This is a genomic window from Pseudomonas sp. CC11G, assembly GCF_056174845.1.
Genome location: NZ_JBWBZC010000008.1, coordinates 153926 through 178371 on the forward strand (window position 1 = coordinate 153926; position 24446 = coordinate 178371).

30 protein-coding genes are annotated in these 24446 nt (G+C 60.4%); 28 read left to right on the forward strand and 2 right to left on the reverse strand.

The features are described 5' to 3' along the window. The first annotated feature begins 14 nt into the window (after positions 1-14). The 27 genes from AC0V2S_RS12790 (at position 15) to AC0V2S_RS12920 (ending at position 20933) form a co-directional block, all read left to right on the forward strand. Positions 15-404 carry a putative holin gene (locus AC0V2S_RS12790; protein WP_475510068.1) on the forward strand — a complete coding sequence of 130 codons (390 nt, stop codon included), beginning with the start codon at positions 15-17 and terminating at the stop codon, positions 402-404. Next, positions 397-831, forward strand: a complete 435-nt coding sequence (locus tag AC0V2S_RS12795; RefSeq protein ID WP_475510069.1) for a phage holin family protein — start codon at positions 397-399, stop codon at positions 829-831. The genes AC0V2S_RS12790 and AC0V2S_RS12795 overlap by 8 nt, the downstream gene beginning before the upstream one ends. Further along, positions 828-1118, forward strand: a complete 291-nt coding sequence (locus AC0V2S_RS12800) for an HNH endonuclease (protein ID WP_475510070.1) — start codon at positions 828-830, stop codon at positions 1116-1118. The genes AC0V2S_RS12795 and AC0V2S_RS12800 overlap by 4 nt, the downstream gene beginning before the upstream one ends. Before the next feature lie 75 nt (positions 1119-1193). Continuing rightward, entirely contained in the window at positions 1194-1502 is a 309-nt protein-coding gene (locus AC0V2S_RS12805; protein ID WP_475510071.1) for a hypothetical protein, read from the forward strand. Positions 1503-1523: 21 nt separating this feature from the next. Then, complete coding sequence (locus AC0V2S_RS12810; protein ID WP_475510072.1) at positions 1524-1820, forward strand: hypothetical protein; 297 nt, start codon at positions 1524-1526, stop codon at positions 1818-1820. Positions 1821-1867: 47 nt separating this feature from the next. Further along, positions 1868-3283, forward strand: coding sequence for a terminase large subunit (locus AC0V2S_RS12815; RefSeq protein ID WP_475510073.1), 1416 nt, complete (start codon positions 1868-1870; stop codon positions 3281-3283). 4 nt (positions 3284-3287) lie between these two features. Continuing rightward, the gene (locus tag AC0V2S_RS12820; protein WP_475510074.1) at positions 3288-3722 is read left to right on the forward strand and encodes a phage portal protein; all 435 of its coding nucleotides are present in this window, start codon (positions 3288-3290) and stop codon (positions 3720-3722) included. A 14-nt stretch (positions 3723-3736) separates the two neighbouring features. Further along, positions 3737-4600, forward strand: coding sequence for a phage portal protein (locus tag AC0V2S_RS12825; protein ID WP_475510075.1), 864 nt, complete (start codon positions 3737-3739; stop codon positions 4598-4600). Continuing rightward, a complete protein-coding gene (locus AC0V2S_RS12830) occupies positions 4597-5301 on the forward strand; it encodes an HK97 family phage prohead protease (RefSeq protein ID WP_475510076.1) in 705 nt (234 codons plus the stop codon). Before AC0V2S_RS12825 ends, AC0V2S_RS12830 begins: the two co-directional genes overlap by 4 nt. Before the next feature lie 10 nt (positions 5302-5311). Next, positions 5312-5812, forward strand: coding sequence for a hypothetical protein (locus tag AC0V2S_RS12835; RefSeq protein WP_475510077.1), 501 nt, complete (start codon positions 5312-5314; stop codon positions 5810-5812). Between the two features lie 2 nt (positions 5813-5814). Next, on the forward strand, positions 5815-6555 hold the full coding sequence (locus AC0V2S_RS12840; protein WP_475510078.1) for a phage major capsid protein: 741 nt from the start codon (positions 5815-5817) through the stop codon (positions 6553-6555). Positions 6556-6602: 47 nt separating this feature from the next. Beyond that, positions 6603-6833, forward strand: coding sequence for a hypothetical protein (locus AC0V2S_RS12845; protein WP_475510079.1), 231 nt, complete (start codon positions 6603-6605; stop codon positions 6831-6833). A gap of 2 nt (positions 6834-6835) precedes the next feature. Next, on the forward strand, positions 6836-7312 hold the full coding sequence (locus tag AC0V2S_RS12850; RefSeq protein ID WP_475510080.1) for a head-tail connector protein: 477 nt from the start codon (positions 6836-6838) through the stop codon (positions 7310-7312). Then, entirely contained in the window at positions 7312-7860 is a 549-nt protein-coding gene (locus AC0V2S_RS12855; protein ID WP_475510081.1) for a hypothetical protein, read from the forward strand. The genes AC0V2S_RS12850 and AC0V2S_RS12855 overlap by 1 nt, the downstream gene beginning before the upstream one ends. Further along, positions 7860-8417, forward strand: a complete 558-nt coding sequence (locus AC0V2S_RS12860; RefSeq protein WP_475510082.1) for a hypothetical protein — start codon at positions 7860-7862, stop codon at positions 8415-8417. Before AC0V2S_RS12855 ends, AC0V2S_RS12860 begins: the two co-directional genes overlap by 1 nt. A 26-nt stretch (positions 8418-8443) precedes the next feature. Continuing rightward, entirely contained in the window at positions 8444-8869 is a 426-nt protein-coding gene (locus AC0V2S_RS12865; RefSeq protein ID WP_475510083.1) for a hypothetical protein, read from the forward strand. Between the two features lie 26 nt (positions 8870-8895). Further along, on the forward strand, positions 8896-9678 hold the full coding sequence (locus tag AC0V2S_RS12870) for a hypothetical protein (protein WP_475510084.1): 783 nt from the start codon (positions 8896-8898) through the stop codon (positions 9676-9678). 57 nt (positions 9679-9735) lie between these two features. Further along, positions 9736-10098 carry a hypothetical protein gene (locus AC0V2S_RS12875; RefSeq protein ID WP_475510085.1) on the forward strand — a complete coding sequence of 121 codons (363 nt, stop codon included), beginning with the start codon at positions 9736-9738 and terminating at the stop codon, positions 10096-10098. A gap of 174 nt (positions 10099-10272) precedes the next feature. Next, on the forward strand, positions 10273-12327 hold the full coding sequence (locus tag AC0V2S_RS12880) for a phage tail tape measure protein (protein ID WP_475510086.1): 2055 nt from the start codon (positions 10273-10275) through the stop codon (positions 12325-12327). A gap of 17 nt (positions 12328-12344) precedes the next feature. Next, positions 12345-12860: a hypothetical protein gene (locus tag AC0V2S_RS12885; protein WP_475510087.1), complete on the forward strand. Its 516-nt coding sequence runs from the start codon at positions 12345-12347 to the stop codon at positions 12858-12860. Next, positions 12860-14581, forward strand: a complete 1722-nt coding sequence (locus AC0V2S_RS12890) for a hypothetical protein (RefSeq protein ID WP_475510088.1) — start codon at positions 12860-12862, stop codon at positions 14579-14581. The genes AC0V2S_RS12885 and AC0V2S_RS12890 overlap by 1 nt, the downstream gene beginning before the upstream one ends. Position 14582: 1 nt before the next feature. Further along, positions 14583-15011: a hypothetical protein gene (locus tag AC0V2S_RS12895; RefSeq protein ID WP_475510089.1), complete on the forward strand. Its 429-nt coding sequence runs from the start codon at positions 14583-14585 to the stop codon at positions 15009-15011. Beyond that, entirely contained in the window at positions 15011-16261 is a 1251-nt protein-coding gene (locus AC0V2S_RS12900) for a hypothetical protein (protein ID WP_475510090.1), read from the forward strand. The genes AC0V2S_RS12895 and AC0V2S_RS12900 overlap by 1 nt, the downstream gene beginning before the upstream one ends. 314 nt (positions 16262-16575) lie before the next feature. Next, positions 16576-17388, forward strand: coding sequence for a hypothetical protein (locus tag AC0V2S_RS12905; protein WP_475510091.1), 813 nt, complete (start codon positions 16576-16578; stop codon positions 17386-17388). A gap of 56 nt (positions 17389-17444) precedes the next feature. Next, positions 17445-19763: a hypothetical protein gene (locus AC0V2S_RS12910; protein ID WP_475510092.1), complete on the forward strand. Its 2319-nt coding sequence runs from the start codon at positions 17445-17447 to the stop codon at positions 19761-19763. A 25-nt stretch (positions 19764-19788) separates the two neighbouring features. After that, the gene (locus tag AC0V2S_RS12915) at positions 19789-20418 is read left to right on the forward strand and encodes a glycoside hydrolase family 19 protein (protein WP_475510093.1); all 630 of its coding nucleotides are present in this window, start codon (positions 19789-19791) and stop codon (positions 20416-20418) included. Continuing rightward, positions 20415-20933, forward strand: a complete 519-nt coding sequence (locus AC0V2S_RS12920; RefSeq protein WP_475510094.1) for a DUF2514 family protein — start codon at positions 20415-20417, stop codon at positions 20931-20933. Before AC0V2S_RS12915 ends, AC0V2S_RS12920 begins: the two co-directional genes overlap by 4 nt. Before the next feature lie 2 nt (positions 20934-20935). On the opposite strand, the gene AC0V2S_RS12925 is transcribed toward AC0V2S_RS12920, so the two are convergent. After that, a complete protein-coding gene (locus AC0V2S_RS12925) occupies positions 20936-21175 on the reverse strand; it encodes a hypothetical protein (RefSeq protein WP_475510095.1) in 240 nt (79 codons plus the stop codon). Between the two features lie 458 nt (positions 21176-21633). After that, positions 21634-21846, reverse strand: coding sequence for a cold-shock protein (locus tag AC0V2S_RS12930; protein ID WP_108097521.1), 213 nt, complete (start codon positions 21844-21846; stop codon positions 21634-21636). A 400-nt stretch (positions 21847-22246) separates the two neighbouring features. Between AC0V2S_RS12930 and AC0V2S_RS12935 the strand changes: the two genes are divergently transcribed. Beyond that, positions 22247-24355: a molybdopterin oxidoreductase family protein gene (locus AC0V2S_RS12935; protein WP_475510096.1), complete on the forward strand. Its 2109-nt coding sequence runs from the start codon at positions 22247-22249 to the stop codon at positions 24353-24355. Positions 24356-24446: the final 91 nt, after the last annotated feature.

Consider the following 24446-nt stretch of genomic DNA (forward strand, 5'->3'; position numbering starts at 1 on the left):
TCATGGAGTCCGCGATGGCTGAGCCGAGCACAGCGACTGGAGTTGTTGCCGGCGCAGTCGGTGTAAGCGTCGTCGGCCTGGTTGCATCCATCGATGTATATGCCGCCATCGGCGCGCTGTTCGGTGGATTGATCTACTTCACTACAACGCGCGAACTTCCCATCTGGCAGCGAGTCCTCTTCTTTGTCGCATCGGTGGTGATGGGTTACCTGTTCGTGCCGGCGATAACCGAGGTCGAGCTGTGGGGTGTACGCCCCTTCAAGTTTTCAGCGCCGGCTGCATTCGTTTCATCTGCTCTGGTGGTGACACTTACCCTGTTCGCCATCAAGCGCCGCGGTGTTGATCCTGACCCTAGGTCCGGGGTTCAACCCCCGGACATGAGGCAAGGGGATCCCGATGCTTAGCGCTGTCCTTACGCAAGCAACGTTCTGGCTATGTGCCGCAGTGTTTGTGCGGCTGTTCACCTACAAGCGCGGCAATGCCCGCTTTAAGTTGCCTGTGTCTATTGGCGCCCAGCTCGTTATGGGTTGCGCTGGCTCCACCATGCTGTACATCGCCAAGGGCAAGTTGGTCCTGCCCGTTGAGGCGTGGCCGTTGATTTGCCTACTGGTGTTCTTCACCTGGTCAGTGTTCCGCGCGACGGCAACCTGGCCGGCGTGCTCAGGTCTGAAGCATGGAACGGGGCAGAGCGCCGCACTCGTACTGATCCTTAATGCCCGGTCGTCCACTCAAACCATGCGCCACCCCAGGCTGCAGGGAGTTAGTACGTGGGTCACCACATTGCCCAAGGCACCAGGCGCAGGGCCGATGCCAAGCGTGCACAGCACATGAAGAAGGTGCACAAGGACTACAACGGCCGGCGCGATAGCAGCGACGACTTCTACAAATCGCAGGCCTGGGTTCGCTTTCGTGCTGCTTGGCTGCGTGCAAACCCCCTGTGTAGTGAGTGCGCTCGGTACTCCAGGGTCAAGCTGGCGGTGATTGTTGACCACATCGAGACCGTGAAGAAGGCACCAGAGCGCGCACTAGACCGCACCAACGTCCGAAGCCTATGCAGGGCCTGTCACAACAGGGTCGGCGAGCGTGTGGGGCTCACGGAAGGGGGGAGGGGTGGGTAAAAACTCTAGGGCTTTCACGTCCCGAACGACGGGGGGAGCCTTTTTTCCGTTTCTCCAAAATCGCGATTCTCAAAAATGGGCAGACCAAGGACGCCGACCAACGTGCTCGACGCCCGTGGGTCGTTCAAGAAACACCCCGAGCGCCAGCGTGAAGACGCCCAGGCCGCCGGCGAACTCGGCGACGCGCCGTCATATTTTTCACAACAACAACTTGGCACCTGGTCGGAACTGATCACCGCCGCCCCGCGCGATGTGATTACCGAGTCCGACCGATTCGCCCTGGAATTGGCGGCAGTAATGCTGGCCCAGTTCCGCAATGACCCGCCGAATTTCCGGCGACAAAGTTGGTTCGCCTTGAAGCTCTGCTCGGCAAGTTCGGGATGACCCCGGCCGACCGGGCGCGCATTGGCGGCCGCAAAGACAAGCCGCAAGGCAACCCTTTCGAGAATCTTTAATGGCGTCGCGTCCGAGCTATCCGCTGGTAAGGGCGGCGGAGAGTACGCCCGCGATGTGGTGAGCGGCAAGATTCTGGTTTGCAGCTTCATCAAGCTGGCCTGTCAACGCCACATCGATGATCGGAAACGCAAGGCATCCCCGTCGTTTCCGTACGTGTTCGACCCGGCGAAGGCCGAGCGGGTGGCCAAGTTCCTGCAGCTGCTCCCCCACACGAAAGGCAGTGGGCCAGCAAACGCCAGTCCGTAAAGCTTGAGCCCTGGCAGCTCTTCGCGATTTGCATCCCGTTCGGCTGGGTGCACCGCAAAACCAGGCTGCGAAAGTACCGGACGATTCTGATTTTCGTCCCGCGCAAGAACGGCAAAAGCCTGATCGGCGGCGGGGTTGGTAACTACATGTTCACCGCAGACGGTGAGTTCGGTGCCGAGGTCTACTCGGGCGCCACCACCGAGAAGCAGGCGTGGGAGGTTTTTCGCCCCGCGAAGCTGATGGTGGAGCGCACGCCAGAGCTTCGTGACCATTACGGCGTGGACGTGAACGCTTCGAACATGTGCCGGGTGGAAGACGGCTCAAGGTTTGAACCCGTGATCGGTAAGCCTGGCGACGGTTCAAGCCCGAGCTGTGCAATTGTCGATGAGTACCACGAGCACCACGACAGCACTCTTTTCGACACGATGGAAACCGGGATGGGCGCCCGTGAGCAACCGCTGATGCTGGTCATCACCACGGCTGGCTCCACCATTGGCGGCCCGTGCCACCAGCTCATTCGCGATTCTGAAAAGATGCTTGAAAAGGTGAAGGGAGCAGACCGCCCCGACCTGTGGGCGATCCTCTACACCATCGACAAGGGCGACGACTGGACCACTGAAGCGGTTCTGCGCAAGGCGAATCCGAATTACGGCGTGTCCATCAACGGCGATTTTCTGGCTGCTCGCCAGCGCGATGCGATGCAATCGGCCAGCAAGCAGGCAACGTTCCGCACCAAGCACCTCAACGAATGGGTGGGCGCGAAAGCTTCCTGGCTGAACATGCTTCGCTGGGCTGAAGCCCAGGAACGGAAAAGCCTTCACGAATTGGAGAACCGGGCCTGTTACATCGGCTTGGACTTGGCTTCAAAGATCGATATCGCTGCCATGGTGCTGGTGTTTCCGCCGATTGAGGACGACCCGCTTTGGCACGTGCACGGCCGCTACTACCTGCCGGAAGCCCGAGCGATGGAGTCGGAAGACACCAACGCAATGCGCTATGCCGAATGGGACAAGTTGAAGCTGCTGACCCTTACCGATGGTGAGGTGATCGACTTCGAGGTGATCAAGGACGATATGCGCGAATTCGCCGGCCGCTTCGACGTGCGTGAATTCGACTACGACCCATGGCAGGCCACCCAGCTTTCGCAAGAAATGGAACGCGAAGGGATGGTGATGGTTGAGGTGGGCGCCACCGTCCGCAACTTCAGCGAGCCTATGAAAGAGGTCGAAAAGCTGGTTGCACAGCGCCTTCTGGCCCACGGCAATTGCCCGGTACTCAGCTGGATGGCGAGCAACGTCGTCGCCAAGACCGACGCAAAGGACAACATCTACCCGAACAAAGAACGCCCCGAGAACAAGATCGACGGGGTGGTGGCTTTGATCATGGCAATGAACCGCGCAATGACCAGCGTCGAGGCTGGTGATGCGTCCGGCTTCCTGTCCAACCCCATCATCATCGGTTAATCGAATGTCGAAGAAGACGAAAGCCGCGGGGCAAGGTCTGATCAAAAGCACGCTGTCGCGCCTGTTTAGCGGAAGCTCAATCTCCCTTCGCGACAAAGAGTTTTGGCGGGCCTACTACGGCGTTGACTCCGCATCGGGGAAAACAGTAAGCCAACAAACCGCGCTGCAGCTGTCGACCGTATGGGCTTGCGTTCGGCTGATTGCAGAGACCCTGGCCACTCTGCCGATTGATTTGTACCGCCGTGGCGAAGGCGCTTCGGTCTTGGCGGAAAACAATCCGCTGCATGACCTGGTGGGCCGCACACCCAACGCGGATCAGACGGCTGTGGAGTTTTGGGAGTGTGTTCTCAGCAGTCTGCTGTTGCACGGCAATGCTTTCATTGAGCTGGTCCGCAGCGGTGGCGTAGTTGTCAGCCTTGAGTTCCTGCTCCCCAGCTGACCACCTGCCGCCGATTGACCGACGGCTCTATCGAATACAAGACCATCGGCCAGGACGGTCGATCCCGCCTGATTCCCGAAGTTTCGATGATGCACGTGCGCGGGTTTGGCGTTGACCCGCTGGAGGGTCTGAGCCCCATTGCCCTCGGCAGAAACGTGTTCGGCGCTGCAATGGCTGCTGATGAGTCGGCCAGCAAGATGTTCGCCAACGGGATGAAGGTAGGCGGCGTGCTCTCTACCGACCAAGTGTGGACGCCAACGCAGCGCAACGAGCTGCGCAATGACATGGCCACCCAGTTCGCCGGCGCCACTAACACTGGCAAGACAATGGTATTGGAAGGCGGAATGAAGTATCAGCAGGTCTCCATGACGCCTGAAGACGCGCAGATGCTGCAAACGCGCGCGTTCAATGTTGAGGAAATCTGCCGGTGGTTCCGGGTGCCCCCTTTCATGGTTGGGCACACCGCTAACTCCACTTCCTGGGGGACCGGGATGGAACAGCAAATGATCGGATTCCTGACGTTCACCTTGCTGCCCTGGATGAAGCGAATCGAGCAAGCGGCGAATCGCCGACTGTTGCCGATTGCTGAGCGCCGTTACTACTTCTTCAAGTTCAACGTGGAGGGCCTGCTCCGCGCAGACAGCGCCGCCCGTGCAGCCTTCTACAGCGCTATGACCCAAAACGGTATCTACACCCGCGATGAGTGCCGCGCCAAAGAGAACCTGGCGCCGCGCGGCGGCAATGCCGACAAGCTCACCGTACAGACCAGCATGGCCCCAATTGATGAACTGGCTGGCGGCGGTACAGACGCACAGAAAGCCAAGGCCGCACTGACTGCCTGGCTCAACGATGACCAGCAAACCGGAGTGCCGGAATGAAACGCAAAAATCGGCCGATGCAGATTCGGTCATTCGACTATCAGGTCAAAGAGGTCAGCGATGCTGGCCTTTTTTCTGGCTACGGTTCTGTGTTCGGCGTGGTCGACTCGTATAACGAAGTGGTCGCACCAGGTGCGTTTATCGAAAGCATCGCCGCGACCAAGGCCAAAGGCCGCACCTTCCCTGTGCTCTGGCAGCACCGCACCGACTCGCCCATCGGCAACTGGGACATCGACAGCCTGGTTGAAGACACCCACGGCCTTTTCGGTAAAGGAAGCCTTTGGCTTGGCGATGCGCCAAACGCGAACGTGGCTCAGCGCGGCATGGCGTCGAAGGCCATCACCGGCCTGTCCATCGGGTATTACGTGCTGGACGACAGCTACGACGAGAAGACGCGCATTCGTACGCTGAAAAAGCTGGAGCTGATCGAGATATCGATTGTGACTTCGCCGGCCAATGACGACGCGCGAATTGATGAGGTCAAGGCGAAGCTCGCTCACGGCACTCTGCCAACCCTCCCCGAATTTGAGCAGATCCTGCGCGAGGCAGGCTTCTCGAAGACCCAGGCCGCGGTCATTGCGAACCGTGGACTGAAGCACCTGCTGAACCGGAGTGAGTCCGGTGGCGACCCGCAAATCGAAACCGAATCCGCTAAAGCGCTGGTAACTCAGCTCGGCAGCTTCTCACTCCCTAAGTTCTGAGGAATACCCCATGCACCAGAAAAACCCAATCGCCCGCTCGATGGAGCGCAAGGATGACCGTGAAGGGCGTCGTGACGAACAGCTAGAACTGAAGTCGGTGATGGATGCGTTGAACACGCGCGATATCGAAATCAAGGCCTTCGCCCAGAAGGCGAACGAGGAAATCAAAAGCCACGGCAAGATTCTCGACGACACCAAGGTGATCCTGGACGGCCTGTCCAAGTCCGGCCTTGAGCTGATGGACCGCCTGAAAGAAGTTGAGCAGAAGCTGGCGCGCCGCGGCGCTTCCAACGATGAAGACTTCAAGTCGGCGGGTACTCAGCTTTCGGAGAGCGCCGGCTTCAAGAGCCTGTCGGAATCCGGTCGCGGCACCGCGCGACTGCGCCTTAAGGCCGTTACCAGCATTACCAGTTCCACCACCGGCACCGGTGGCGTGGGTGACGCGATTCAGCCAACCCGCGTGCCGGCATCATCACTGGCCCTGAGCGTCCGTTCACCATCCGCGACCTGATCATGCCAGGCCGCACCTCTTCCAACGCTATTGAGTATGTGAAGGAAAGCGGCTTCCAGAACATGGCGGCCGGCGTTGGCGAGACCCTGGCCAAACCACAGTCGGACCTGTCGTTCGACCTGGTAACCACCACCGTTAAAACCATTGCCCACTGGTTCCGTGCTTCCAAGCAGGTACTGGCGGATATCCCGTTGCTGCAAAGCTATATCGACGGTCGCGCCATCTACGGCCTGAAATACGTCGAGGAAAACCAAATCCTCGCCGGCGACGGCACCGGTCAGAACCTGCTGGGCCTGATTCCGCAGGCAACGCCGTTCAACGAGTCGCTGCGTAAATCGGGTGATAACAAGTTGGACATCCTGCGCCGCGCGATTCTGCAAGTGCGTATCGCGGAATACCGCGCGAGTGCTATCGCGCTGAACCCAATCGACTGGGCGGACATGGAGCTGGCGAAGGACACCACCGGTTCCTATATCTGGGTGAACGTTCAGGAAGGTGGCCAGCCTCGTATGTGGCGCCTGCCGGTGGTGGACAGCAACGCAATCCCGGCTGGCCGCTTCCTTGTTGGTGCGTTCGACATCGCTGCCCAGGTGTTCGACCGCGAAGACGCAGCTGTGGAAGTGTCGACCGAAGACGCCGACAACTTCACCAAGAACATGGTGACCATCCGCGCTGAAGAACGTTTGGCGCTGGCGGTTTACCGTCCGCAATCCTTCGTTGAAGGCCCATTCACCGCGCCGTAAGCCTGCGCGTAACAGGAGGGCGCCCGGTATTCCGGGCGCTTTTGTCTATGTCGGAAGAACAAGTGAAGGTTTTGCGAGGCTTCAACAACGGCGCCGAATTCGCGGCCCCAGGCCAAAGCATTTCTGTAACCAGCGTTCGCGCTCAGGAGTTGGAATTGAACGGGTTAGTTGAACGCACTGGCGGCGCCAAAAGCGCGCCGGCTCCTGAAAACAAAGCGAAGCCTGATCCCGCCAACAAGGCCAAGGCTGAACCGAAAACCAAAGAAGCTAAGGCCTAACCATGTCTGTCATCGCCATCGATGTTGCAATGAATCACCTGCGGGCCGATGACGATGCCCAGGATATGGTGCAGATGTACCTCGATGCGGCGGAGCACGCCGCATCCCAATTTATGAACCGTGGCATTTACGCCGATCAGGCTGCCTTGCTTGACGCTATGGATGACGCGGTTTTCGCTCTGTCTGACGCCAGCGCCGTTCGCTCGGCGGCTTTGGCTGCTGCTGAAGCCATCCAAGATTGCGAGTTGCGCGGCGTGCAGATCGGCTTGATCGAAGCAAGCTACGTTGAAGCCAAGGCCGCGCACGCAATGGCCATTCGCGGAATCGTCCTGAATCCGTCGATCACCGCCGCCTGCCTGCTGAAGCTTGGCCACCTGTACGAGCACCACGAAGACGTGGTGTTGAGCCAGGCGCCCATGGTGCTGCCCATGGGTTCGCAGCACCTGCTCCAGCCGTTCCGCATCGGGCTGGGTGTCTGATGCGCTCGGGCGAATTGAACCGGCACGCCACCGTATTGGTGTTCGGGTCTGACCTGGTGGCTTGCGACCTGGGCAAGGTGTGGCTTGGCATCGTGAGCAAAGATGCTGCGGACCTTGCCCCGCAAGTTGGCGTGCGGAGCCTGGCCCGTGTCGATATCCGCGCCAGGTACAGCGAGCGCCTACAGCAAGGCCGCTACTTGAAACACGGAGACCGCCTGTTCTGCCTTACCAGCGTTCGTGACGCCATGGGCACCAAGGCGGAGTTGCGGTGCTCGGCGGATGAGTTCGTTGGCGAGCGAGCGCTGTGTCGCGCCGCGGGCCGTCCGGAAGTGGCTTGCCGCATCCAGCTTAATTTCGAAGCGCCGTATTTGGACCAAGACGGGCAGGCCACCTCCTACCGCATCCGCGGCGAAGTGGTTCTGATCGAAACCGGACGGGTGCAGGTGGATGACCAATTCGCCGTCGGCGCCGAGGTGTACACCGTGATCGCGTACGACGAATCGAGCGACGACGGCATTGTCCGGGCGCTGTGGCTGGAGCGCATCTGATGCAGGTCAATGTCCGTGTGGTGGGTGTCGAGCTGGCAACTCAGCGCCTCGCCGCGCAGGGTAAATCAGTAGTGCCAATCTTGCGCGGCACGCTGAACACTGGTGCCACCGAGACGCGCAAACAGCGCTACGTCAGCCCGCTTCGAGGAACAATCCGAGGCGCCCAGGCGCGCAAAGCGCTGCGGGTGAAACGGGCGAATACGCGGCGATTGAACAGTCGAATTATCGCGTCCTCGTCTGGCGTCTCTGTGCTGAATTATGAGTCTTGGGGCTACGACTCTGTCGACGCCACCAGGGCGCGGCTTTGGGTCAAAGGCCCCAACGGCCGGAAGGTCGCGGCTGGGTTCGTAAACCCAGGCAGCGCCGCCAAGCTGCCCCTCAGCAGTAAAGGAAAGAAAGGCAAACTCACTGGTAAAGGATCGCTGCGCGCCGCAATGGGGCCTTCGGTTGCTTACTGGTTCAAGCAGTTGAGCGGCGCCGATACCGTTCGCTGGACCAATATTTTCCTACAGCAAGAATTCGAAAAGCGTGTTCGGCGCGAGCTGGCGAAGGGCTGATCCCACGCATTCTCTGGAGTTATCAAATGTCCGTCGCAACCGAACTGACCCGAGCTATCGAGGCTCGGTTGCAGGCTATCGCACCAGTGAATGGCTATAGCACTGCGCTCAACGGGGTGTTTCTCCGAAAGGTGGTAGAGGACAAGCAGTCGCTCCCTTATGTGCTGCTGCGCATCAGCGATGACCAGACCCTGGAGCGCGTACTACGGAACGTTCGCCGTAACGCCACCTTTGAAATCGAGGGCGTTTTCTCTCGCACGGCCACCCTGCCAGAAATGCAGCTCTTTCATGCTGACGTGCTGCGCGCGCTGGGGTGGGCTGGCGGCGTGTTTGACCGCCCCATTCCAGGCGAGTGCAAGCAGGACAGCGTCGAGTTTCCCAATGACCCACCCGCCGACCGCAGCCGCGTGATCGTCACCGTCGATGTCGAGTACGTCGAGAAGTACCAATAACCGGGCGCCGCCCACAGGAGATACAAATGAGCTTATTTACTGGCCTGTACTACGGCCGCGTACACGTGCGCCCGAAAGGTTCTACTTTGCCACCCTTCGAGTTCGGTCCTTTCCGCACTATTGGATTCACGCCGGCGCTGACCGAGTTGAGTCTGGCCGATCCGCGCAGCCGCACCAACAGCGAGTTGGACGGCGTGAGCCGTGCATCTGGTGGCACCCTCGAAGGTGAGCTGCTGGAACTGCCACCAGAAAGCCTGGCCGCGCTGCTGGGCTCCATCAATGTGCAGGTGCTCTCCGGCACCGTAGCTGCCGAGACCAAGGCGGCCATGGTTGGGCGCACCATCATCACGGACAAACTGCCGCTGGCTATCACCAGCCTCACCAGTGCCGACGGTACTGACGAGTATGAAGCTGATGTCGATTTCGTGAAGACGCCTGGTGGTATCAAGGTCCTTCCTGGCGGCCAGCTTGCTACCGATATCGCGGCGACTGTGGCTGATGCCGATGGCAACAAAAGCCTGCTGGTCAAGTACGCCTATACCTTCCCGAATACCAACCTGGTGGAAGCGTTCATTCAGGGCCGCAAGTATTACGAAGTTTTCATCGAGACCACCAACGAGGCGGGCGAGCTGCAAAATCGCCGGGTCTCTATTCGCCGCTCTCGCATTGCGTTGTCCGGTGAACTGCCGCTGATCAACCGCGAAGACTTCGCCGTGGTGGGCGTGACCTTCACTCTTTCGGAAGACCCGGACTTCTTCGGCGCCGGCCAGTCGGCCCTGCTGAAGTGGGAAGAAACCAACCCGGATTAATCCCTCGCTTTCTCCCATCCATAGCCCGCCCCGTGCGGGCTTTTTCATGGAGTTCGTATGTCCGATTTGGAAGTGCTGTTCCCTGAGCAGCAAATCGTTTTGGTGCTGGGCAAGCGCGTCCGCATCAAGCCCGTCACGCTCGATCACTTTGAAGAATTCTCGAAGATGGGGGCCGCCGTGTTCGCGTTACTGGCCGAACCCGCGCCGCTCAAATACTTCGAGTTCAGCAAGAACACCGCTTTGCTTCGCGGGATTCTGGCTTGCTGTACCACGCTCAACTGGTGGCAGCGCCGCAACATGCCGGCCGCTGTGGCGTTTGAACTGGTGCTCCACGTGTTGCGAGTCAACGCCGATTTTTTCGACCAGGCCCTACTGGCTCAGGCAAATCAGCTGGTTGGGCAAGTTCAATCCAAGCGCTGATCAGCGCCGGCCACCCCTGGGCAGACGTGAAGGGCTACACGCTCGCGCAACTTGAGCTTTGGGTGGGCGCAGTTGAAGGGCAGCGGAGAAAGGCCGAGCGCTCTATGGCAACCGCCGCTCGATACGCCAAGGCAAAAGAGCAGGTGTTCTCCCAATACATTCAGAGGCTGACCAATGGCCGGTAGCAAGGTAACCACGCAGCTTGTCATTGAAGGCAAGAACACATCGCAGAAGGCCTTTTCCGAAGCCACCGCGTCTTTCAGTGATCTGAGCAAAACAGCCGTCAAGGCGGGCGCAATCATCGGCACATCGCTGGCCGTCGGCGCCGGCGTGTTCGCGGCCTACGTAAAAAACAGCATTGACGCAATCGACAAGACCGACGAGCTGGCGGAGCGCGCCGGGGTATCTGCGCAGGCTTTCGCAGGTCTCCAGTACGCCGCTAAGTTTGCGACTGTCGAGGGCGATGCACTGTCGGTCACTCTGGCAAAGTTGAGCCAGAACGCGGTCAAAGCCAGCGAAGGTTCGAAGACCCAAGCCGAGGCATTCGCTTCGATTGGCGTTTCCGTGAAGGACGCCACCGGTAACGTAAAAAGCGCTGACGTACTGCTGGTGGAGCTGGCGGACAAATTTGCCCAACTGCCGGACGGCGCGCAGAAATCTGCCCTGGCGGTGGAGCTGTTCGGTAAGTCCGGCGCCAAGCTGCTGCCGCTGCTGAACCGGGGCGCCGATGGCATCAAGGCTTTGACCGATCAGGCGAAAGACCTAGGCCTAGTGTTGGACCAGGAAACCTACTCGGCGGCCGGTGACTTTAACGACCAGCTCGACGTGCTCAGCACTGTGGCTGAGGGCGTTGGCCAGCAAATGGCAGCAAGCCTGCTCCCCTCGCTGACTTCGGTCAGTGGGTTGATGGTCGACCTTTCGACCAACAGTGACTCGGCATCGACCTCGGCCGGCGTGCTAGGAACAATTTTCAAGGCTCTGACAGCTGGCGCCATTCTGCTGGGGGCTGGGTTTAAAACGATTGGCGACATGCTGGGAGCTTTCATCGCGGCATCCGCACAACTTGCTAGCGGTAACGTTACTGGCGCCATGGACACGCTTCGCCAAAGCGTGACCGACTACGCCGCGACAACCTCCGATGCTGTGGCCCGAGTGACGAAACTGTTCAACGGAGAGTACGAAGAGGCCGGTAAAAAGGCCTTGGAAGTAGCAAACAACCTCAAGCAGGGATTCAACCAAGCGGCGAGCGGCATGGGAAAGAGTGCGGCAGAAGCCAAAACCAAGGCTGACGCAATGAAGGCTACTTTGGATCAATTGGCCAAGGACACCCAAGCGTCGCTAAACAAACAAGTCGCCGCCCAGCGCAAGGCTAATCAGGAGCTGAGTGCAGCTAAGGCCGCCCAGGTCGAGACGGCTAAACGGTACGCAGAAGCCCTTGCCGAAATTAATAGCGGCAGCGGCGGTGAAGCCAGCTACGGACAGGCGCAGGACCTCCGGTCGAAAGCCGCCGCCGCTCTTCGCTCGGGCGACGTTGAGGCCGCCAAACAAAACGCAAACGCGGCTTTGGACGTCCTGAAGAAGCTCAGCCAGGAAGGGGCGAACACCTATGGTTTTGAAGGCTTCGTTAAGGAGCTGCAAACCATTGAGCAGACCGCCGACCAGATCAGATTCGACAACGCCCAGGCGAGCGTGGAGGCAACCACCAAAACAGTTGACGCCCTGCAGCAGAAGCTCGATGCGCTGAAAAAGGTCGATATCACCATCAACCTTTCTCCAGATGAAATCGCGAAGATCCAAACCCAAATGCAGGAACTGGCCAAAACAATCGGCCAGACGTTGACCATCACCCCGACGGTTCTCGCAGCTGTCAGTGGAGACCCCGCTGCAACTGCCGCAGTTCCTGGGTACGCAACCGGCACCGACAGCGCACCACGAGGTATGGCCTGGGTCGGGGAGGACGGGCCCGAGCTCATGCAGATGGGCGGCGGTGAGCGCATTTATCCGGCCGACATATCCCGGCGCATTGCCTCGCGCATGTCCGGGCTGAACACCCCCAGCATTCTCGATAGCACGTCGGCGGCCGCTGCCTCGGTGACGCCAGCAAGCGGCCGCGACCTGGGAACGGTTCACCTGAACGTTGGCGGCCAGGCCGTTACGTTGCACGGCGAAGCCGATGCCCTCCAGCAAATCCAAACGCTCCGCGTGAAACGCGGCCGCACTCGTTCCTGATTCCCCGGAGTATTTAGATGGAGCCCGATTACCCACGTGTTGAGCTGGGCGGGGTGCCTATCGTCATTGATTCGGGGGCGCCGGACCAAAGCAGCAATCCTATCTTTGGCGAGTCGGTAGTACGCCTCGGGGAAGGGGCCGGCGTAAAGCTGAGCCACTGGGGTAAAGCCTCGGGGAGCATCAGCGCCGAGGGCTTATTCTCTTCGGGGTTGGATGGTCTGGATTACTCCGGGCCGCTCTTGCTCAAGCTGACCATGCCCGAGTGCATCACCGCCGTTGGCCGGGTGATTGAGCTTACCAGCGTGCCGCGCGATGACGTGGCCCCGTGGGGCTACGCCCTAATCGACGGGGAGCTGGAGCGCACGCCATGCGCTGTAACTGATGGAGTGGTCACGCTCGACGCCGTGCCTGGCGCCGATAGATACATGGTGGAGTGGATGCCGATGTATGTGGTGTTCGCAACGCGTCCTCCAAAAAGCTTCAGCCACGGCGCGCGCCGGTACAGCTGGCAAATCGACTGGGAAGAAGTCTGATGCAGTTCAACGGATCGCCTCTAAACGGCCTGCCGCTGAACTCGCTGGCCGTCGCCGTTGCTGCAACTGTTCCAATCGTCAAAGGCTACGCGTTCCGCTGGAAACTGTTGGTGCTGGTAGGCGGGGTCGATATGTCCTCAAGGCTGACTGGCACCGTAACCGTTGACCGCGAACGCGGCTCGGCCGGCGTGGCTGAGTTGGTGCTGCAGCTTTTGCCCGGCGCCGTGGTACCTGCGGACTGGATTGGGCGCACGGTCACTATCCGTTATGTCAGCACCGCGCTGGGGCTTACTGCCACGTCCCTACGCTTCACCGGTCGGATTGTGAAAACCGATTGGGACTCGCTGAACCGCATGCTGAGCTGCCAGTGCAGCGACCAGTTGCAACAGCGCGTGGAGGCCCTGGAGATTGCCGCCATCGATACGCTCGCCGGCGGCTACTGGTCGCCTGACGTGTTCGAAGCGGTTGAAGGCCGTAGCCGGTGGGATTACGCCATGGAGCGCATGGGCACGATTCCGGCCAGCCTGGATTCCGCAACCGACGGAACGCTGCGCGTCAGCTCCTGGTATGCAGCTGCTACCCCTGATTTCGTGTTTGGTCCGGACACCACTGTTTACGAGTCTGTGCGCGTTTCCTATGCAGAGCTTAGCAACCTCACCAACACGGTGAAGATCGAGGCTGACTACCGCTTCGCTCGCTTGTGGCAGTGGAACGTCAACTACACCTGGATTCACCCGGACATGGGCGGCTCCGCCGGCGAGGCCGGTTTCTGCCTTTGGCGCCATGACGACACCGAGCTGCCGGACGTGGAAATGGTGGAGTCTGCTACCGATTCGAGCGGGCAAACCCTGCTCAACCCAACCTATCAGCGCCTGCCGCCAACTGGCGTGTATTGCGACCCACCCCAGGCATGGATCAACGGCTACACAGAGTTGCTGTTGGCCGCAGGCTGGACCGGCGCGCGCCGCTGGAATCAGCCGGTAACCATGCAGTACCGCTTCAACGTGGTGGCGGAAGAAAGTGTGACCGCCGCCGGCGAAGTGATTGGCCGGGAGCGAATCGCGCTCGAGGTCGAAACCGACGCCAGCAACGATTGGGAGTCGAGCGAAATCAAGGACGGCGTGACCGGGCAAAGCGATGTGATTGACGAAGGGCGGCGGGGCTCGGCCATCAACTGCATCCTCAATCAGTCGGCCACCACGATCATCAGCGCGCACACCCAGACCGAAGTCAGCTGGGATGTTCCCACCAGCATGGTCATGGCTGTGGACCTCACGCACACCCTGCGCCTGGAAGACCAGGGCGTCGGCGCTCAAGCGCGCTGCAGCCGGGTAAACGACAACTTCGACATGGCCAGCGGCCTGGCAATCACCACCCTGAGCATTTCCGTGATGCGCGGCGGTGGGTCGGTCAGTGATCCGCTCGTAGCGCCGGCGTTCCCCGGGTACACCCCATCCGAGGGCGACCCGGAAGACGTGACCAAGGTATTGCCCACCCAGCTGGGCGGCCGCAACACCAGCCCAGCATATGACGAGGACAAGCTGGGGTTTTCCGGCAACTACTCCGAAAACGACTTGGACATAAACCCCGACCTCGAACTGTTCCCGCGCCGCATGGACCTGGAAGCGCCGGAGATTTCCGAGGCGCTGCGTGACGAGAAGGCAATTGAAGTGCCGCTGACGTACCGCGTGGTGGTACCTAACGACTGGCTGGAGCTTTGACATGGCATTGGGAGACGAGCGCAGGCAGGCCGGCCGCAACATCACAACGTCGCGTAACGCATCCAACCGTGAAGCTGAGCGCCAGGCCATCCAGCCGCGGAACACTTCGGAACGCCGTGGATCTTCGATCCAGGACGACCTCAACAGCTTGGTTCGCCCGGAGAAGCAGCAGGCCAGCCTGCGTACCGTGGAACCGCGCGGCTCACTGCCGGCCACCCGAGGGTCGGCCACCTACAAGGCACCCACCGGTGGCACTGGCGGTGGCGGTCTGGCCAGCCCGTTGACGGAGACCAGCCGGACCTACTACCCGGCGGGCTTCAAAAGCAGTGACGGCCTGCTCACCTTGCCGGCCATTCAAACGCTGAACATGACCGACGCCAACGGCGACCCGGCGGTGTTGCAGCTGGCCAACCCAGCAGGTACTGCCTGATGGCTGCGATTGTTGTTCCGCCCTGGGGTTGCCCGTGGCATGGCCTGGTGAAGGATTACAGCCTCTCGCTGCCCAACGGCACGGCAATGACCTTTCCCCAGCCTTCTGGCTCCATGGGCTGGCAGCAGGGTTCTACCGCGCTGATCCAGCACCCGAATGCCCCGGACGTTGTGCGGAGCCCGGAAGAAGCCGCCGCAGATGCAGCGGCCGGCCGGCAGTGGTGGAACAAGGCCATCTTGTCGGGAGACTCGCTGTATGGGCGCGCGCTGAACGGGTGGATATACATCGACCCGGCCGGCGCCTGCTGGTGGGTGAGCACCACGCTTTCAGATGAGCATGTGGCCGGCGGCGTGGCCACGGTAACGCTCAAGCGCTTTGGCGTCTTGGGCGGCGCTCCAGAGGAATACACCTACAACGTCACCGTGCCGAACATGGGGCAGGCAACCCCGGCCTTGGAAGGCTCCAGCGGGTCTGTGCGCGTGAGTCGGTACCACACAAACAAGGTGGGCTCGGCTGCCGTGTTCGAAGTGTCGACCCAGTTCCCTGGCGACCTTTACGGCTACTGGAGCTGGCGGCCATGCGGCTGGGCAGAGCTAAAGTTGGCGGGGCTTGGTGCTGCGTGTGTCGTTACGGCCAGCACGGTGAAAACGCGGGCGCAGACCCTGGGCACTGCCAGCAACTCACCGCTGACGCGCGTGGATGATCACTGGTACCTCGAAGAAAAAATCGGCGGCGGTACCCGGCTGACGCAAACGCCGACGGGTGACACGACCTACTACCGGTTGGTGCAGCACGAAGCGATTTCCGGGACTGAGTCGAGCGGGTACACCGGCTATGTGGTGGGCATGTTCTACGACAGCACCGGCTTGCACGAACTGACGCTGAGCGAGCAGGCGCTGACCAACTACAGCTCGCCTCCGGCGGTTCACTCGGGCCCGACCGATTTCGAGCCTAACGAACCCGTAACCGGTATTTGGGCCAGCACCACCAACTTCGATACGACCCTGACCATCACCTTTGCGAAGGATGGCGACGAAATCTGCTCCTACGTGGCAACCGCTACGCAATCATCGACCGAGACCGGGACGATTACGGATGGCGGGGACAGCAATGTTTATAGCTGGAACGTGGATTACAGCCCCGGCGGAAGCCGTGGTGCCAGCGGGACTCTCCCATTTCTATATGACGGCAAGGGGGGGCTTGGCGGGCAGCACACGGAGCTGATGGCTGCCGCCTCTGCCCTGAGTTGATACCTCGGGATATGGGCGGCAATGCCAACGGATATACGTGGAGTTTTGGCACGAACCAGCCCCAGTACCTCTCCTTCATGGTGCAGCGTCACGCGAACGCCCTGTTTGGCCTTTGCCATTGGGTCACAGGCACGACCCCCACCACAACGAACTACCTGCCAGAGGTGGCCACCTTCGGCGGGGCCATAACGCTGCCCGCGTTTTCTGGCGGGTTCGATCCAAGCTCCACCCCTGTCTACGGCAGTTGGTGCCCAGTCACCAACCAGGCTGCCCGTGCCACGCAACCTGTTTGCTGGGTCTAACCGAGGAACACCATGAACTTTGTAAACAACTGGAGCCGGCCCATTGAATTGGACGCTGGCGAGGAAAGTGTGGCCGATCTTACGGGCCTGCCGGATGGGGATTACACGCTGACTCTGTCCGACTCGGCGACAGCCCCAACCAGGTGGGAGATTGTCCTGGCCACAGTTGCATCAGGTGCCGCCACCCTGCAGCGTGGCAAGGAAGGTACGACGGACCAGGCTTGGCCGGCAGGCAGCATCATCTATTGCGCGCTCACTGCTGGAGTTTTGACGTCTTTGGGAGGCGTGACCGCGGTCGCCGCCTCCGTTCCTCCATCTGCGCCGCCCTTGGCGATAGGCGTGCAATACGTTGACTTTGCTACCGGCACAGCTTTCATCGCCATGGGAACCGAAGAGGTAGGAGACTGGTTGTTAACGACTGAGGGATATCAGCAATACGTCGTCGCTCTCACCACTTCCCATTCGGCAGAAATAGGGCCGTTTGCAACCTACGTCACGGCAGCTGTAAGAGGCGATATTTCGATCGCTGATCCTGTTATCGCGCTTCAATTTCCGGCCTATCGCCAGACTGTTAGAAACGTGATGCTTGATGTTTTTGTGTCTCCCGGTTCGACCATGCAACTGACTCTGGACTTCAGTTCGGTCGCAGCTTTAGGGGATGTCTACTTTGCGGTTCCGGAAGGAATGTCAGCCACTGCCAGCGGCCCGCTTATGGTTTGGGAGCTAACGACGTCAACACGGGCTTCCATCACAATTTCCTCGTTCGGTGACGAGTTCGATGTGCGCATCGAAACGCACGCAACCATCCCTACCGTTTATTTGTGACATCCACCATTGGCCAGAGCCCGCCGCGCGCGGGTTTTTTTACGTCCGGAGAAACCATGCAGCCCGCTCAGGTAACGCTTCAAATAACGCAGGGTGCAACCCTGCGCGAGTCGTTGCGCGTCATGCAGTCCCAGTTTGAATATCGGCCAATCACGGCGATTTCTAACACCGCCCCGGTGCTGTTGACCGTGGATCACGATCTGCCGAAGGACTGGCCTGTTTGGGTGCAGGGTGTCCAAGGCCTGCAAGAACTTAACCGTGCTTCGAATCAGGCGCCGCTGCTGGCCATCGTGCTCGATTCCTCGCATCTGGAAATCAACGCCGTCTCGGGGGCTGGTAGGAGTGCTGTGGGCGGGATGCTGGTTTACCACCCGGCTGTTGACCTGACCGGAACATCTGCGGTGCTGCGCGTACTGGATGACAAGGGCGAACTGCTTTTGGAGTTCGCTCCTACGGTGAATGCGGCCGGCTGGATCGATATCGAAATGACCCCAGAGGAAACCGCAGCATTAGCCTGGCGTAAGGGCGTCTGGCAGTTGGACGTTACTTTTACCAATGGGGATGTGGTTCGGGTGTTCACCGGGGCTGCTGCGGTCTTGGCGCCAGGTGCGACTCCGACCGTGTGCGGCAACTGGCCAGGCTGGGTCTTCACTTTCGGCACGCAGGGCCCGCCTGGTGCAGGCGGCGAGGGTGGCGGTGGTGGTGGGCTGGTGAGCTTCAATGGCCGGACCGCGCCGGCGGCGGTGCTCATCGGCGCCGATGTAACAGCCGCTCTCGGCTACCCGCCAGTCAACTCCAGTTCGCTTTCGCCTGTGGCGTTTAACGGCAGCTACCTTTCGCTGTTCAACAAGCCATTTATCCCGACCACCCCTGGCGATATCGGCGCGGCCACGGCGGAGCAGGGCGCCCTAGCGGCAACCGCAGTGCAGCAGGCTGCACTAATTGCCGGCCTGGCGGCGAAGGTCGACAAAGTCGCGGGCTATGGCCTGTCGAAGAACGATCTGACCGACGCGCGGGCCGCCAAGCTCGATGCGATGGAGTCGCAGCACTGGAAAGGAACCCACACCACGCTTGCCGCTTTGCAAGCCGCATTGCCCACGGCTGTCGCTGGCGATTACGCCAACGTGGACGCTGGCGCCGGCTCGAAAGCGCTTCAGTACATTTGGGACGTAAGCGACCAGGAATGGACGCCGAGCGGGTCTACTGCCACGCCGCTGACCGCCGCGCAGGTGTTGGCCCTGTATGAATCCAACCCGGATCGCAATGCCTTTACGGATGCTTTCAAGACCAAGCTGACCGGCATTGCGACCGGCGCCACCAAGAACAGCAACACGGATGAGCTGCAAGAAAGCGCCACGCCTACGAACAAGTGGTTCACCAATGCTCGTGCGCTGGGTGTTCTGCTGACTGGCCTATCGCTCTCAACTGCCGGAGACCTGGAGGCGGCCGACACGGTGCTCGTCGCCTTCGGCAAGCTGCAGCGTAAATGGAATGACCTGGCATCGATGCTTTCGAGCATGGTCACTGCCATCAACCAGAAGCTAACCAACCCGATGACCACCGCTGGCGACCTTATCGTCGGCGGCGCGAGCGGCAGCGCGTTGCGGCTCGGCATCGGCGCCGAGGGCAAGGCGCTTCGGGTTGTCGGCGGTGCTCTTGCGTACGCCGACCCAAGCCGCTGGGACAAGTATCGAAACATCCAGTCTTTTCGGCCGGGTAGCGCCAGTGCCGTGGGCGCCCAAATTGGGCTGGCGATCTCTACGTCGGGGACCACCACCCACCCGACACAAACGTCGGGATCTTTGCAAAGCGCCATTCGCCGAGCACGCTGGGCTTCCGCGCTAACCGCTGGCCAAGGCGCTGGCATGTACGAAAACCCGCCCACAAAAATGCGGGGTGACGTTTCTGGTGTGGGCGGGTTCCTGGTGGAAATCACGTTCAGCTTGGCCAGCAACGAAAGTGGTCACCAAGCTTTTATCGGGCTCACCTCATCGACCACCGCAATCGGTGGCAACCCGACCACTTATACGAACTGCATCGGGATTGGCTATGAGGACACCGACCTTGCGACGGGCAACTGGCAAGTAATCCGCAATGACGCGTCCGGGTCAGGCGTACGGGTTGATGTACCGCTAGCACCGCGCAACTCCACCGACGTTTACAAGCTCACTCTTTCCGCTAGTGCTGGCGGGCCAGAAGTCTCCGTGCGTCTCGACAACGCTTCCTCGGGCGTTGTCTGCCTGGATACAAGCTTCACGACCGAAATCCCCGCCGGCTCAGCTTTACTGGGCGTCCGGGCAAACGCGCGCAATGGCGCCACGACCACTGCCGTCATTATGGAACTGGCCTGCATCGATGGCGGTTTCACCGTTTGATAGCTCACCACCGCTGGAGAAAGCTATGCAACTCACCCCGCAGCAGCTACTGCTGATTCTGCCGAACGCCCGCCAAGCCGCGGGCGTTTTTGTTCCTGCACTCAACCAGGCGATGGCGCGTTTCGGTATTACCTCGCCGGTACGCGCCGCGGCCTTTCTCGCCCAGGTCGGCCACGAAAGTGGGCAGCTCACTCGGTTGAGCGAAAACCTCAGCTACAGCGCCCAGGGCTTGGCCAATACCTGGCCCAATCGGTTTCGCGGCGCCGACGGCAAGCCCAATGCCTTGGCGCTGCAACTCCAGCGCAACCCCGAAGGTATCGCCAATTCGGTTTACTCCGGAAGGCTTGGCAATGGCGCGCCGGAGTCTGGTGATGGCTGGCGCTTCCGTGGGCGTGGGCTGATCCAGACCACCGGCCGTGCGAACTACCGTGCCGCCGGCCAAGCCCTGGGCGCCGACCTGGAGCAAATTCCGCAACTGCTCGAACAGCCGCTGTACGCGGCACAGTCGGCGGCTTGGTTCTGGCAGGAGCACGGATTGAACGAGCTGGCCGATGGCGGGCAGTTTGAGGTGATCACTAAACGCATCAACGGCGGACTGAACGGCCAGGCCGAACGCGTGGCGCTGTGGGAAGTGGCCAAGCGGGTGCTGGCTTGAACACGCTGCTGCTGAGGGTTTGGCCGTACGCACTTGCTTTGGCGCTGGTGTTTGCCGCGCTTTACGGAGCCTACAGCCACGGCGTGACCGTCACGGACAACAAGTGGGCGAGGGCTGACGCTGATCGGCAACTGCTACAGGCCAAGGGATTGGCGGCGGCAACGGCCGGCGCGCGGGAAACCGAACAGGACTGGCAAACGAATTCCAACCAGGTGGGAAAAGATGCTCGAGCACAAAGCGCGGCTGCGGCCGCTGATGGGGTTGCTGCTGATACTGCTGGTGACAGCGTGCGGGACGCAGCAAACAAACTGGCAGCCACTGCCGGCAACGTGTCCTGCGATACCGGAGCTATCCAACGAGGCGCGTCAGCCGCCCGTGCTGCCGGTGTGCTCTCCGACATGCTCCAGCGCGCTGACAAAAGAGCGGGAGAGCTGGCAAAGATCGCTGACCAATCCCGAATAGCGGGAGAGGCCTGCGAGCGCGAGTATGACTACCTGAAGAACCGGAAGGGGTAGGGCTACCGGAAAGTGAGGCTGCCGCGGTTCTGATACTCGATTACGCCGTCGCGCACCTTGCCCCCGTAGCTGACCTTGATAGTGGTGGCATCGGTCGGCACCAAATCGGCCGGAAGGTGTATGGAAAACATGCCAGGCATGACTTCCTGCAAGAGGATGTCCACGCCGGGCAGCACCGCAGTGGTGAACTCTGTGGCAATCGACACGTCGGCCGTGCCGTGGTGGTGGATATTTCCGCGCATAGTGCTCCCGAGATAATAACTGTATGCGCATACAGTATTCGGAGCGGGTCTGGTTTTCGAGCATGGTCTGACGAGTTGCAGTAGGGAGGGGTGACGCGGCGCCCAGAACGGGCTGATGGCTGTACCACTTTCTGTACCAATGCCTGGGGAAAGCAGGGGGGAAGGGGTGGTTTTGCTGAGAGGGTGCAACGGTGGAATGGGCCCTACAGGCCCCCATGACCCCCGAGGGGCATCATAAGGAAATGTCGCGTGATGTCATCTTTGAAAGCGGCGACGTTTGTATCAGATGTCTCATGCCAGGTGTGTAATGCGCCAGGCATTGCCTGGAGGGCAGCCTTTGTACACTGCCGCCAAGTGGCTTGGCAAACCTGCCTGCGGCATCGGGAGGGCAGGGAACGACATTTTTCAGGCAGAAAAAAACCCCGCCGAAGCGGGGTTTTTTTGAAGCGCGGGGAGTCTTAGACTACCTGTACTTCTTCAGCTTGCATGCCTTTCTGGCCTTTGGCGGCCACGAAAGATACGGTCTGACCTTCTTTCAAGCTTTTGAAGCCATCGGATTGGATAGCTTTGAAGTGAACGAACAGGTCAGCGCCGCCGTTGCTTGGAGTGATGAAGCCGAAGCCTTTTTCATCGTTGAACCATTTAACGGTACCAGTTTCGCGATTAGCCATGGTGTAGATCCTTGAACAGAGTGGATTGCGGCGGGCTACAGGCCCAGCCAGTACTGAGTGCAAAGAGTTATCGGAATACGTGTAGATGGTTGGATCGAGATCTAAACACCAGGTTGCGATTCGCGGTACACATGCAGCACAGTGGCCTAAAGATACGCACTTTGTTTGAGTAATGCGACTAGCGAAGCCGTTGTTATCGATATAAATGGCATATATCTGCCGAAACGCGCCCTGGTTGGCAGGTCAAGAACGCTGTAGTCGCCGTCTGAACCGGTATATGGAATCTCCTGATAGGCCCCGATTCACGGGGCTTAAGCCTATGGCGAAGCTGCTGCGCGCACTCCATAGTTCGTGCTTACCGACCTGATTAGTCGCTCCAAATAAAAAATGAGGCTAGGCCATGACCAAGACCCTCCATCACCGTGCTTGCCACCTCTGTGAGGCCATTTGCGGCCTGACCATCGAAACTGAAACCCAATCTGACGGCAGCCAGCAGATCCTTTCTATTAAAGGTGATGCGCAGGACAGCTTCAGCAACGGCCATATCTGCCCCAAGGCCGTAGCCCTGCAAGATATCCAGCACGACCCCGATCGCATCCGCCAACCGATGCGTCGCGTTGGCAGCGAATGGCAGGCCATCGAGTGGGAAGAGGCCTTCGCTCTGGTTGCCGAACGCCTGGCCGATATTCAGGCGCGTCACGGGCAGAACTCGGTGGCGGTCTATCAAGGCAACCCTAGCGTGCACAACTACGGGCTGATGACCCACAGCAATTATTTTCTCGGCCAGCTGAAAACCCGTAATCGCTATTCAGCGACCTCGGTGGACCAGCTACCCCATCACCTGACCAGCCACCTGATGTACGGCCATGGTTTGCTGATTCCGATCCCGGACATCGATCACACCGACTTTATGTTGATCCTCGGCGGCAACCCGCTGGCGTCCAACGGCAGCATCATGACGGTGCCCAACGTGGAGAAACGTCTGAAGGCCATCAAGGCCCGTGGCGGCAAAGTGGTGGTGGTCGACCCGCGCCGCAGTGAAACGGCCTCGATTGCCGACCAACATATATTTGTACGCCCAGGCGGCGACGCGGCGCTGTTGTTTGGCGTGCTCAATACCCTGTTCGAAGAAGGCCTGACGCGCACCAGCCATTTGCCCATCGACGGTATAGAGGACGTACGCAAGGCCGTTGCCGACTTCACCGCCGAAGCCATGAGCGTCCGCTGCGGCGTGCCGGCCGAGACCATTCGCCAACTGGCCCGCGACTTTGCCGGCGCTGATAAAGCCGTGTGCTACGGCCGCATGGGCGTGTCCACCCAGGTATTTGGCACGCTGTGCCAGTGGGTGGTGCAGCTGATCAACCTGGTGACCGGTAACCTCGATCGCGTGGGCGGTGTGCTGTGCACTGAGCCTGCGGTGGATCTGGTGGCCACCACCTCGGGTGGCCATTTCAATCGCTGGCAGAGCCGGGTGTCCGGGTTGCCGGAATACGCCGGCGAGCTGCCAGTTTCCGCGTTAGCCGAAGAAATGCTGACGCCGGGCGAGGGGCAGATTCGCGCCCTGGTAACCGTGGCCGGGAACCCGGTGCTGTCGACGCCCAATGGTCGCCAGCTGGAGCAGGCGCTGGATGGTTTGGAGTTCATGCTGTGCGTCGACTTCTATATCAATGAAACCACGCGCTACGCCGACCTGATTCTGCCGCCGACCGCGCCGCTGGAACACGATCACTACGACACCACCTTTAATGTGTTCGCCGTGCGTAACGTCACCCGGTTTAACGAGCCGGTGCTAGCCAAGCCGGCTGGCGCGCTGCACGACTGGGAAATTTTCGTGGGGTTGGCCAAAGCCTTTGCGGCGAAGACCGAAGCGGTACTCAAGCCGACCATGGAGCCGGCACAGATGATCGATATGGGCCTGCGTTTTGGTCTGTATGGCGATAAGTCCGAGCATCAGTTGTCGGTGGCCAAGCTGCGTGAACATCCCCACGGCATCGATCTGGGCGCATTGAAACCCAATCTGCTGGAACGCCTGAAAACCCCAAGCAAAACCGTGTTGGCCGCTCCGGACATCCTGCTGAATGACCTGGCGCGCTTTGCCGCGCAGCCAGCGCCCAAGGCAGACGAACTGGTGTTGATCGGCCGCCGTCACGTGCGCAGCAATAATTCCTGGATGCACAACTACCACCGCTTGGTGAAAGGCAAACCGCGCCACCAACTGCTGATGAACCCGCAGGACATGGCCAGCCGGGCGCTCACCGATGGCCAGTTGGTGAGCGTGCGTTCACGGGTCGGCATGATTGAAGTGGAGGCGGTGGGCAGCGACGAGATGATGCAAGGCGTGGTCAGCTTGCCTCACGGTTGGGGCCATGGCCGGCCGGGCGTGCAGATGGCGATTGCCAGTGCGCAGCCAGGTGCCAGTGCCAACGACCTGACAGATGAGCGTCAGTTGGATGTGCTGTCGGGCAACGCGGCGTTGAATGGCGTGCCGGTGGTGGTTGCGGCTGCCTGATTTTCGGAATCGGACTACGACGATAGGAGGGTCGCGCCAATTGCGCGGCTTTCCGATACAATGCCCGCAACCATGTCGGCCCGTGAGTCGG